Origin of the sequence: Citrobacter sp. JGM124 (genome assembly GCF_018257795.1) — a bacterium.
GTDB lineage: Bacteria > Pseudomonadota > Gammaproteobacteria > Enterobacterales > Enterobacteriaceae > JGM124.
In genome coordinates this window covers 179,067-191,774 of sequence record NZ_JAERJD010000003.1, presented here as the reverse complement: position 1 = coordinate 191,774, position 12,708 = coordinate 179,067, and the positions used below count along the sequence as shown (strand labels likewise).

General features: G+C 49.6%; 7 protein-coding genes and 1 pseudogene. 2 read left to right on the top strand and 6 right to left on the bottom strand.

All coding sequences use genetic code 11. The features are described 5' to 3' along the window. Positions 1-317 precede the first annotated feature (317 nt). Positions 318-1,475: a porin gene (locus JK154_RS05605; protein ID WP_283093658.1), complete on the top strand. Its 1,158-nt coding sequence runs from the start codon at positions 318-320 to the stop codon at positions 1,473-1,475. A gap of 183 nt (positions 1,476-1,658) precedes the next feature. Next, entirely contained in the window at positions 1,659-2,849 is a 1,191-nt protein-coding gene (locus JK154_RS05600; protein ID WP_211991527.1) for an amino acid aminotransferase, read from the top strand. Positions 2,850-2,969: 120 nt separating this feature from the next. On the opposite strand, the gene JK154_RS05595 is transcribed toward JK154_RS05600, so the two are convergent. The 6 genes and pseudogenes from JK154_RS05595 to mukF form a co-directional block, all read right to left on the bottom strand. After that, a complete protein-coding gene (locus JK154_RS05595; protein WP_211991526.1) occupies positions 2,970-3,617 on the bottom strand; it encodes an MBL fold metallo-hydrolase in 648 nt (215 codons plus the stop codon). Between the two features lie 38 nt (positions 3,618-3,655). After that, on the bottom strand, positions 3,656-4,204 hold the full coding sequence (locus tag JK154_RS05590) for a YcbK family protein (protein WP_211991525.1): 549 nt from the start codon (positions 4,202-4,204) through the stop codon (positions 3,656-3,658). A 130-nt stretch (positions 4,205-4,334) separates the two neighbouring features. Further along, positions 4,335-5,861: pseudogene (ldtD, locus tag JK154_RS05585) on the bottom strand (L,D-transpeptidase); the annotation flags it as partial. Between the two features lie 373 nt (positions 5,862-6,234). After that, positions 6,235-10,692 (bottom strand): chromosome partition protein MukB, encoded by a 4,458-nt coding sequence (gene mukB, locus JK154_RS05580; RefSeq protein ID WP_211991523.1) that lies wholly within the window; start codon positions 10,690-10,692, stop codon positions 6,235-6,237. After that, on the bottom strand, positions 10,689-11,405 hold the full coding sequence (gene mukE / locus JK154_RS05575) for a chromosome partition protein MukE (protein ID WP_211991522.1): 717 nt from the start codon (positions 11,403-11,405) through the stop codon (positions 10,689-10,691). The genes mukB and mukE overlap by 4 nt, the downstream gene beginning before the upstream one ends. After that, positions 11,386-12,708 (bottom strand): chromosome partition protein MukF, encoded by a 1,323-nt coding sequence (gene mukF / locus JK154_RS05570; protein ID WP_211991521.1) that lies wholly within the window; start codon positions 12,706-12,708, stop codon positions 11,386-11,388. Before mukF ends, mukE begins: the two co-directional genes overlap by 20 nt.

Sequence of the window (12,708 nt, the reverse complement as noted above, 5' to 3'; positions counted from 1 at the left end):
CTAATCCGCGATAATTGCTTTATACAAATTAAACATAAGCAATTCATATATATACAATAAGAAAAAATTGCCTCACCTACTAATCAGTCGAAGTTTGAATTAGTTCACAAAGTTCCATCAAATACACATTAAGTTACACATATTTTCCATTTGTAACTTAGTTTGGACATTTGTAGCACTTTCAGGCTGGCGAAACCCGGTCATGGATGGAAAGATGCCTTCAGACACAGAAAGACACCAAACTCTCATCAACAGTTTTGTAAGAAATTGTTGGCGGCAGTGGCAGGTGTTCATAATACTAATGAGGGTAATAAATAATGATGAAGCGCAATATTCTGGCAGTGATGATCCCTGCTATTCTGGTAGCGGGCTCTGTAAATGCTGCAGAAATCTATAACAAAGATGGCAACAAATTAGACCTGTACGGTAAAGTTGTTGGTGAGCGTGGCATCAATCACCAGAACAAAGACAAAGCAAAAGGCACCAAAAAAGGCAGCACTGACTCTTCTTATGCGCAGATCGGTTTTAAAGGCGAAACTCAGATCAACTCTGACTTAGTCGGTTTCGGTCGTTGGGAATACCGTGCTAAAGCAAGCAAAGCTGAAGGCGACCAGGACAACGTGACTCGTCTGGCATTTGCTGGTATTAAAGTTGCTGAAGCTGGCTCACTGAGCTACGGTCGTAACTACGGCATCATTTATGATGTTGAGTCCCTGACTGATATGTCCCCGTCTTATTCTGGCGAAACTTGGGGTGGCAACCCTGATAACTTTATGACCCACCGTGCGACAGGTGTTCTGACCTACCGCAATACCAACTTCTTTGACCTGGTTGAAGGCCTGAACTTTGGTATCCAGTACCAGGGCAAAAATGACCGTACCGATGCAGCGACTGCAAACGGTGACGGCTTCGGTTACTCCCTGAGCTATGACTTCCTGGAAGGTTTCTCTGTAATTGGTGCGTACAGCAACTCTAAACGTACCGACAAACAACGTAACGATCACAATGACTCTGCGCGCGCAGAAGCATGGGCTATCGGTGCTAAATACGATGCCAACAACATCTACCTGGCCACTGTTTACTCTGAAACACGTAACACCAGTGTACTCAGCAACTCAGGTACAACAAGTGCATCAGGAGAAACCACCGGTGTTGGCTTCTTCAACGCGGCCAAGAAAACTCAGAACTTTGAAGCTATCGCTCAGTACCAGTTCGACTTCGGTCTGCGTCCATCCCTGGCCTATGTCCAGTCTAAAGGTAAGCGTCTGTCCAACGATGAAAATGGCGACGATACCTTCTCTGCAGACCTGGCTAAATATATTCAGATCGGTTCTTACTACTACTTCAACAAAAACTTCAACGTTTATGCTGACTACCGTGTAAACCTGCTGAATACTGACACTGCAGAAAAAACTGGCGGCGGTTGGGTTGGTTCAGACAACCAGGCAACCCTGGGTGTAACTTACCAGTTCTAATCTTCGACACGCTGTTGTCTGAAGTTTAAAAAACAGGGCGCAAGTCCTGTTTTTTTATGCCTGAAAAGTGCAGTAAACCCGGTGTTGTACCCGCCTGACTCTTTTTTTTGCAAACGGTTGGCATTTCGTAAAACAGCGGGTAACCTGATATTAATTTCTCCCTGCCTCTCTATGGAATCCGTTATGTTTGAGAATATTGTTGCTGCGCCCGCCGACCCCATTCTGGGTCTGGCTGATCTGTTTCGTGCCGATGACCGTGCCAATAAAATTAACCTCGGTATTGGTGTCTATAAAGATGAAACCGGCAAGACCCCGGTTCTGACCAGTGTGAAAAAAGCGGAACTCTATTTACTGGAAAACGAAGTCACTAAAACCTACCTCAGTATTGACGGCATTCCCGCTTTCGCCCACTGTACCCAGGAGCTGCTGTTCGGAAAAGGCAGCCCGATTATCGAAACCAAACGTGCCCACACTGCCCAGACACCTGGTGGTACTGGCGCACTACGTGTCGCAGCAGATTTTATCGCGAACAATACTTCAGTCAAACGTGTCTGGGTCAGTAATCCAAGCTGGCCAAACCATAAGAATGTATTCCAGTCTGCGGGGCTGGAAGTGTGCGAATACAACTACTATGACGCTGAAAACCACAGTCTTGATTTTGCCGGGCTGATTGACAGCCTGCAAGCCGCACAGGCAGGTGATGTGGTGCTTTTCCACGGTTGCTGCCATAACCCAACCGGTATCGATCCGACCTTTGAACAGTGGGAAATCCTGTCTGCCATGTCGCTGGAAAAAGGCTGGCTTCCCCTGTTTGACTTCGCCTACCAGGGTTTTGCCCGTGGTCTGGAAGAAGATGCTGAAGGCCTGCGCCTGTTCGCCGCCACGCATAACGAATTGATAATCGCCAGTTCGTACTCCAAAAACTTTGGTTTATACAATGAGCGTGTGGGTGCTTTCACTCTGGTTGCCACTGATGCTGAAACGGTGGATCGTGCCTTTAGCCAAGTGAAGTCGACCATTCGCGCTAACTACTCTAATCCACCTGCCCACGGTGCAGCCGTGGTGGCGACTATCCTGAGCAATGAAGCATTACGCACGCTGTGGGAACAGGAACTCACCGAGATGCGTCAGCGTATCCATCGCATGCGCCAACTGTTCGTCAATACGCTGCAGGAAAAAGGCGCAACCCGTGACTTCAGTTTTATTATCAATCAGAACGGCATGTTCTCTTTTAGTGGTTTAACGAAAGAACAGGTACTCCGCCTGCGGGAAGAGTTCGCGATTTATGCCGTTGCCTCAGGTCGTATCAATGTGGCCGGACTGACGCCTGATAATATGTCACCTCTGTGTGAAGCTATTGTGGCAGTGCTGTAATGTAGCCCGTGTCATTCTGCTTTCGCTGGTAAAAAAAACCGCGGGTCACTTGTTAAGTTGACCCGCGGTTTTTTATTGAAAGAAAAAATATAAAAGCGCCATCATGGCATTGTTATAACGCTACCAGACGGGTAGTTCGTCTTGTAAAAAAGGGTTATGTCGTCGTTCGTCACCTAACGTAGACAACGGCCCATGACCCGGTATAAAGGTGATATCGTCCCCTAACGGTAGCAGTTTGCGTTTGATTGAATCAATCAAGGCTGCATGGTCTCCCCGCGGGAAATCACTGCGGCCAACGCCGCCTTTGAAGATAACGTCCCCTGAAATCAGTAAACGGGATAGCGGATCAAAAAAGACCACATGCCCGGGGGTGTGGCCAGGGCAGTGCAACACGTTAAGCGTTGTTTCGCCCACGGTCACCTGATCCCCCTCTTCCAGCCATTGATCCGGCGTCAGGGGGAGACACTCCTCAAGACCAAACATTTGGCTCTGCTGGGGGAGTCCCTGCAGCCAGAACTCATCTTCTTTTTGTGGGCCAATAATGGGCACACTTAGCCAGTCTGAAAGCTCTGCCGCTGCCCCGACATGATCAAGGTGCCCGTGTGTCAGTAAGATTTTTTTGACCTGCACACCCGTCTGCTCAATATTCTGTTTAATACGCGGAGCATCGCCCCCCGGGTCCACCAGCGCGGCCTCCATAGTCACCGGGCACCAGATTAAAGAGCAGTTTTGAGCAAAGGCGGTGACAGGAATAATATGGTATTTCATGCGACTCCATTACCGGTGAAACATACCGGCCTACTGTTTTACCAAGTCCTGACTGGCCCGGTATCAATATGCACAAAGTTACTACGAGGGTAATACCCTACACCACCGGCACGCATTGACAATGCCGCCTTGCGGACGTTATTAAGTGCGACACCATCAATATGGAAATCCATCGCCTGGCCCTTGGTATGGTAACTCTTTTTTGCCACTCCACGATGGTGGGCGCGCATTCCATTATTGGTATCAACAGAGCGGTATCCAGAAATGAGCTGCACCGGTTTACTGGTATCAAGCAGTACCTGCAAGCGATACAGCTGGTCAAACAGAGCCGGATCGATGGCGGTGACTTTATTCGCCCGGTAATCACGGAAAAAATGGTTCAGCCGGGTCAGCTCATCTTTGATATAACCTTTACCATCAAAGAATTCAGTTTTTAGTGACTCACCCGTATTGAGATTACTCAGTGTCAGAATACGCGGACGTGGGGTAGAAAGCGTAGCAAATGCGGGAAATGGTAACAGTGATGCACCGAGAGCCGCGCCTCCTAAAGCCAGCAGCCTGCGGCGATAAGCGTTAAATCTATCCATTATTCCGGGCCTAAAAATAGAGTGATTGTTTATTTAATGTGCGCTTTTGCGCTAACTTGCCAAACCTTAACCCGCCATGGTTCAAGCGTCAAGGCAGTCAGGTCTGGCATTTCTGTTTTAGCCACATCCTTTACAAAAGCAGTAAACGGGCTTTACTCACATTTTGCGCTCCGGCGCGGGCTGCACTGTCATAATTGTAAATGTCAGTACGAAATGCGATATGCCCATCTCCTTCGCTAAATGCCGTCAGGTAATACAGCATCACAGGTACATTCTGACGTATAGAAATGTATCTGGTATCCCCCTGCGCAACGGCACTTGAAATACGTGAGGTATTCCAGCCCACATCCTGCAAAAGCATATCCGCCAGCTCAGAAGCTTTATTGACACGGACACAACCAGAACTTAATGCCCGGGACTCCCGGCGGAATAAGTTATGATTCGGCGTGTCATGCAGATAGATAGACTCGGAGTTAGGCATGTTAAATTTGTAACGTCCCAGTGCGTTGTTCTGCCCTGGCTTTTGCTGAAAACGAAAGGGCAAATTTTTCTCGGTGATCATCGACCAGTCAACCATCCAGGGGTCCACACTTTCTGCGTCATTACTCCAGCCCCGAAAAATGCGGTATCCAAGACGATCCAAATACCCCGGGTCCTGGCGTACTTTGGGCAAAATATCTTTACGTGCCAGTGACTGGGGGACATTCCACGGGGGATTCACCACCACATTATTCAGCGCACTGCTCATCAGGGGGGTCTTTCTGTCGGGACGCCCGACAATCACCCTTGACTGTAACGCTTCATGGCCATTGAGATAATAGACCAGCGAATAGTCAGGGATATTGACCATGATCCCGGTATCAACCTTTTCCGGCAGTAATCGCAGGCGCTGCATATTTAATGCCACAATTCCTGCCCGTTGCTGAGGTGTCGCATTGAGCCAGTAACGTGTTTGAGCCCCAATAACACCATCAGGCTCCAGCCCTTGCTGGCGTTGAAACTGCTTAACACTTTCCACAAGGTCTAAACCATAGACTTGTGTCTCAGGCACGGTATCGCTACTGGCTGGCATATTGAGGCTGCGGCTCAGGATCTGACGCAAGGCCGGGACATCACGGCTATTTTCACCAGGACGGAGCGTGACATTATCCTGTAGTTGTGGCCAGGCTGCCGTCGGTTGCATCAAAGCATGAAGGGACTGGCGCAATGAATTATATTGGGAACCGTTTGGCTCTAACGAAGCGATAAAAGCCAGGGCATCTCCCTGGTTAATAGCCGCCTGCCACTGGTTGACTATATTTTGTGGGGGGACTTTCGGCTGATAAACATGGCCCCCATACAACCAGCGAGCGCCTTCAGCAGGAATGCTGGAAATATAATCCAGATACCCAAGCATCGCATCCGACAACATAATATCCCGTCCTAAGCCCTGAACGGTAGGTTGTGTGAGTTGTTCTACCCAGTGTGCAAATTGTGGCTGGATACCCGCAATCGCGACCTCAGCGAGTTGCCGGGAAAAGGCATGTACAGCACTGTTTTCCTGCCACATGGGCTGCATATCTCGTTTGGCATAAAGCTCAGATAAGCTATTGAGATACACTGGCGTATAATCAACAGGCAAGCTCGCCAGGATTTTCGCCCGGCTCTGTTCAACGGACAGCGGTGCTACGTGCTCAACCTCGGTCACCGCAGGGTGATTATTTTCTGCCGTAGTCAGATCATCAGCATGGGCCCGGGTAACGAACCCAAGTCCGACGATAAAACTACAGCCAATCACTATCAATTGCAGACTCTTCATTTTTGCCAACAACATCCAGTACCCCTTTGATGATATTTGCCCGACATTTTGCGCAATATATATCTTCAGTATATAAACAGTTAACGCCGTTTGCCCGTTTAAAACACATCCTGACGAGAACATATTCTTATCATGCTGTCACTTGGTGGCCTGCGAATGTGCTAAACCGTCATTTTTTTTTGAAAAAAAAACGGGTTTCCCCGTTTTTTAGTTTACCTGTCAGTGTTGATGATCAGGAGGCATCCTGTGACTCAGATTCAGGCAATGCCTCAGCTGCCACTGGGGGGGCAAACCCCCGCAGACCAACCACATGGACATGTTCCGTATTCTGGAACACTTTACGCACCAGCTTATAGGTGGTGCCTTTTTCCGGGCTAATATTTTCCGGTGCCGCAATGATTAACTGCATTTGTAGCCGTTCACACAACTCAAACAAGGTTGCAATGGACTTCGCATCCAGACGGGCCGCTTCATCAAGGAATAACAGTCGGCAAGGGGAGATATCTTTCCCACGTAAGCGGCTGGATTCCTCTTCCCAGCTTTGTACCACCATCACCAGGATGGACATCCCCGTACCAATCGCTTCCCCGGTAGACAGTGCACCACTCTCTGCACGTAACCAGCCATCAGACCCACGGTTAACCTCAACTTCCATTTCCAGATAGTTGCGGTAATCCAGTAACTCTTCACCAATGGTTTGTGGTGTACGCTGCCCCATATCAACCTGTGGATTAAGACGTTGATAGAGTTTCGCCAAGGCTTCAGAGAAAGTCAGACGGTTACTGTTAAACAGATCCTGATGTTGCTCATGCTGTTCAGATAACACCGTCAGCAGTGTGGAGTGAGCTTCACGTACATTCACATTCAAACGTACACTGTTCACCTGACCAAAGGAGACACTTTGCAGCCCCTGGTTAAGCATACGTATCCTGTTCTGCTCCCGCTGTATAGTTTTGCGAATAATATTGGCCACACTGCGAGAACTGATAGCCAGTTTCTGTTCACGGGAAGTCAGCTCCTCGGTCAGACGGCTGAGTTCAATCTCCATCTGCTCAATCGCTTCAACCGGGTCATCAGTGCGAATAATATCCTGACGAATACGTTCACGCAGATGCTGGTAGACGGCGACAAAGAACTGAATTTTCCTTTCAGGTCGTTTAGGATCTTCTGACAGGCGTAACACGTCACGCAGATGTTCATTATCGGCAACAGCCAGGCGCAGTGCTCCCAGCGCTTTATCCGACATTGATCGCAATTCATCCGCAGACTGGTAAGCCAGCTCACGGCGATGTAAGCGACGCTCGACGCCATTATCTTTCACCATCCGCATGACCGCACACCAGCCTGCTTTCGCAGTGACGACCTGTTCACGGATTTCCAGATAACTGCGTTCCAGCTGCTTCAGCCGGCGCGTGAGGTTACTCATCTCCGCTTCACAAAGCGCGGTCTGTTTTTCCAGTTGATTGCGGCGTGAGCGGTTACTGTTCAGACTGGCATGCAACTCATCACGGCGGATGCGTGCCCGCTCTTCAGCCCCGTTATCGGCACGAACACCAATATCCTGTAGCTCTTTATAGAGCTCTTTCAGTAACTCATTTTTGGTGTCAAAAGCACTTTTCAGCGACGCCAGTAACTGATGATACTGCCCCAGTTGCTGAGAATGCTGACGCAGGGTATCCCGGGCACGGGCACGGTCGCTTTCCGCCTGAGTCAGACGCTGACGCAATTTCTCATTCAGGTCACTGTTTCCATCCAGCATGGCAGCCGAATCGCTATAACTAAAGTGAGCACGGCGTTGTACGACTTCGGTTAATGAGAAGGCTCGCTGACGGGCATCCCGCTGCATCTGCTGGGCATGGGCATAATCGTCTTTCAGCTGTTCAAACTGCTCCGGATCACTTTGCAACACACTGGCAATAGCTTCCAGTTTCGTCAAAGAATGACCCTGTTGCTGAATAAAGCGTGCGGCCTCTTGGGCCTCTTCAAAATGCGCCTGGATCTCTTCACAGCGATCAATCAGTGTTTCATCACTTAATACGCCAAGGCGTGGTAACAGGCGGTTGAGCTGGCTGACCCCTTCTTTGGCCTGTTCATACTGCTGACGTTGGTGCTGTGTGGCATTATCATGCTGGCTGATAGCCCGCTCAAGCTCCCCACGACGGCTGTTAAGCTGGCGCAGTTCCACTTCAGGATCATCATCAAAAGCAACACCCAAATGCTGGCCAATGAAACGACTGAATGCCTGGTGGAGGCGCTGGTTTTTCTGCACATCGAAGGAAAGTGTCGCAAAACGTTCTGCTAATGATTCCCGTTCAGCATGCAACGCTTCAATGCGGTTTTCCCGGGCTGCACGGCCAAAGAGTGGCAGCTCCGGTAAACGCGAATAACGCCACTGCCTGTCAGCGGTCTTAACCAGTACCGCGCCACTCAGTTCCTCGACGCTGAAGACACTGTCATCAAAGGCTGACGGGTCCCCTTCAATCAAATAGAGGTCTTCCGGGCACTCTTCCAGGCTCTCAAGATGCTCCCGTACCAGTTTGAGATCGGGTACGACAATAGCGTGCCGGGACGGGCCATAAAGAGCAGAGAAATAAGGCGCATCATCAAGACTGATATCATCATAGATTTCTGACAACAGTACACCACCGAAACGTTCAGCCAGGGCGTTAAGGCGTGGATCACCTGCCCCTCCAGGCTGACTTAACAGTGTTATCTCTTCATCAACCAGACGCTTTTTATTCCCCACCTCGTCACGTTCTACCGTGGACTCACGCTCAAGTTCCAGCAACTGCTGCATATACTCAGTCACTTGCTGGCTGGTTTCAAACTGCTCATGACTTTGTTCACAAAGCTGATTCAGGCTGGTTTGAGCAGCAATCCAAACCGGTGCACGTAAACTTAAGGTTTTAACGCGTCCCTGGAGCTGTTCCAGTTCCTGGCGTAATGCCGCGCGCTGCTCACTGGCCTCAGAAACTTGCTGTTGAAGGGTGGCAATGCTCGCCTCCAGCTCATCATGCAATGCTTCAAGGTCTTGAGGGTCAATAATTTTGCCCTGGCGCTTACAAAATTCCGTCAGTAAACGTTCAGCTTCTTGCTGATCACGACGGCGCTGCTCGAGCTCATTAAGGCGCATACGTAAGGGCTGCACCTGGTCCGACAAATGGCGCTGGTTATGACTGTCACGGATCAATTCACGTGCCGTGTCCCAGGCATCGGCACGGTTTACCGGCCCATTAATTGCGGTCAGCAATTGATAAGCTTGTTCAAACTGACTATGTGCCGCCTCAGCAACACGAATTTTCTGTTCCAGTGACAGCAAGGTATCAGTGGCTTCACTCTCTTTCGCCTGGAAAGTTTCCAGCCACTCTTCAGCACTGTCGAGGGTCAAATCTGGCAGATGGCATGAAGCACGCGCGCGTTCCAGTGCTTCGAGAGCTTGCTGATACTGAATCGCCCGCGTCTGCTGCACATCCAGAGCTTGCTGATAATCTGCGAGCTGGCTTTTCAGCTCATCCACTTCCTGGTCGGTTGCTTCTGCCCGAGCTTCATTTTCTTCTTGTTGCTCAATCGCTTCGGCAACAATTTCACTTTGCTCTTCAAGACGGTGCTGCAGCTCTTCGAGATCCGTTTCATAGCGCTCGATTTTCTCTTGCTGACGAATAGCCGTTTGCACCAAATTCAGGTTATCGCTGGCAGCCTGGTATGCTGCTTCCAGGTCCTCTTCCGCACCACTGTGCTCGGCCAGTTCCCGGGCCATATCCACATGCTTATATTGCTCAGTGGCCAGTTGCTGGCGGCTGGTAAAGAGTTCCCGACGCCACTCCAGGGCTTTGTCCAGATGTACCCGGCGTTCATTCGCATGACGCATGTAGTCTGCCGCCACATAATGAGTGGCTTCTGTTATCAAATGCTTAAACAGGTCACGGTCAGACTGGGTGACACGAATCGCCTCCAGTGTTAAACGGTTTTCCCGTAATGCAGCCTCCATATCCTGGAAGGCTTTACGCACCCCACCATTTTCTGGCAACAGATAATCACGCAGGGAACGGGTAATCGCACTGGATATACCACCGTACAGTGACGCTTCAATCAGGCGATAATATTTACTGCGATCAGACGCGGTGCGCAGACGACGGGCAACAATCCCCAGATCAAACATCAGGGCATGATATTCAGTGATGGAGCTAAACTGCTTAAACTGAACGCCTTCAATCGCCTCAACGTTATCTTTTAATTCATTCAGGCTCAGTACCCTTGCCTGACGCTCATTCAAGGTTTCGGTAAGCAGTTGGGTCGGCTGGTATGAGGTTGGCAGTCCCTGAATCGCAAAGGGTTTGATATCCACTTTACGGTCACGGCCTGCGACTTGTTGCAGTCTAACCCCGACCATTACTCGCTGGTGACGAGAGTTCATCACATCCAGCACTGCATAACAGACCCCGGCTTTCAGCTTGCCGTGCAAGCCCTTATCCCTTGAGCCTGAAGTGGCACCAGCCTCGGTGGTATTACGGAAATGCAGCAGGGTCAAATCAGGAATAAGCGCGGTGACAAAAGCCGCCATGGTGGTTGACTTACCGGCCCCATTTCCCCCCGATAACGTGGTAACCAGTTCATCGAGATCAAAAGTTCGGGCAAAAAAGCCATTCCAGTTAACCAGTGTGAGTGAGCGAAACTTGCCGCGTTCAATCATTCCTGTTCATCCTCCGCGTTACTTAAATCGGCTGCCGCCTCTTCTGTTTCGTCGTCCAGTTGCAGGCGACTTTCTATCGCCATGGCTTCCCCATCCCTAATCATACGCAATTGTGCTTCCCGGGCATCGTCACCACTGCGTACATCAGCCCCAAAACGAAATACCGATTCAGTGATACGAAATTTACTGCTGTCATGTCCCATAAACCAGACCATGCCCAGACGACGCAGACGAGCCAGTGAAGCCCTTACTTTTTCCTGAAGTTTTTGACGATCCAGGTCAGAGCCGGTAGAGCGATTATTCACAAGCTTAAGTAGCTTACTTTCATCCGCCAGCGTTAGCAGTTCGTCATAGAGTTCTTGCTGAGTAAAAATGCCCTCATTAGCCAGTCGTTCTGGACTGAGATAGAGATAGCAGAGAATTTTACCCACCATCATGTCAAGTTCTGACAGAGTAGAACGAGGGATCAGCGTGGTTGATCGTGGACGCAAATAGAAGAACCCTTCAGGGGCACGGAGCAGCTCCACATTATAACGCGCATAGAAACTCTCCAGATATATCTGGAAGTCCATTAAAAAGGCATGATTATCCAGCTCATCCTGGCTGATATGGCGTCCGGCACGCAACTGGCTATCGAGTGCAGGAAAGAGAGGATTCGCCAGCGCCTGTGCCAGTTTAGCTGGCATCACGTGTTCAATATTTGTTGATGACATGCGCTTGTACCTTGGCTCCATAATCATTAATTGTTTGCCAGTAAGCTGGCAAGCCGGTGAAGTCAGCTTCTGCAACCCCTAAACGTACCGCCTGGTCAACCACAATACGGGCGACATCAAAATGACGAGCGCGTGGATATTGCACCAGGAACTCTTTCATTACCAAGCCTAAATCCAGTGGAATCTGCTGGGTTTTGTAAGTCTGGAGTGCAGCTTCAATCAGCGCCGCTAACTGTTCACGTATTTCATTAAACTCTTCAAACTCCAGGTTATCTGGAAGCTCTCCCATCACTTCGTCATTGCGTAGCGTCATTTCCTCATCACGCATATCCAATAAACGATCTGCACTGGCGTAAGTCAGTGTCCAGGGGGCATCGAGATAAGTTTGCACTGACTTTCGCAGTCGCTGGGCAAAAACACGATTTTTATCCATATCAATGGCAGTACGTATAAATTTATGCACATGGCGGTCATAGCCGATCCATAAATCGATAGACTGCTGGCCCCAGCGAGTAATGCGATCCAGCTTCGCCTGGAGATCAAACACCAGGCGGTCAATAAACTGTAAATCCTCATGACCTACCGTCGAATCTTGAATGCGCAGCAAGCTGGTTTGCATTTTATCTCCGGCGGCTTCCAGGGTGTCCTGTAACTCCCGCAGGGTGCCAGAAGTTTCTGACAGCAACAGTTCACAACTGGAAATAGCAGCCCGCCAGTCTTTATTCAACAGCTGGGCGATTTCATCTTTAACTTGCTGCTGCTGCTCATCCATAATGCGTTGTGTTAAATCGATACTGTCGAATATTTCCGCTACGGAGTATTTCAGGGGGGCATAAACTTGGCGATGCCAGTGAATTTCGTCGCCCTGCTCTTCTGCCGCATCAGCGGCAAGCTTTAATTCGCTGGCCACAATTGAAAGCTGCATCGACAAACGCAGGGTGGAAAACTCACGCTGGCGAATATAATAATCAGAGATCCCCATACCCAATGGCGTCAGGCGATAAATCGCATTACCTTCTGAGACCTCACTGACAAAACGGTTAATCAGGCGCTGGCGCACCAAGTCATTGATGGCATTATTAGCTCGTGCGGTAATAGTCTCACTGGTTTGTTCAAAACCTTCACTGACAAAACGAAACGCATCAACCAGTTCACCTTCACTTAGCTCGCCATCCAGACGCTCACCATTCAGGGTGGCAATCGCCAGTAAGAAAGTAAGACGTTCAGTGGGCAGCGAGATGGAGAAATCATTTTTCCTGGCCCAAGTCACGAGTTCCGGTACGGTCTGGGAAAAACCATTCAT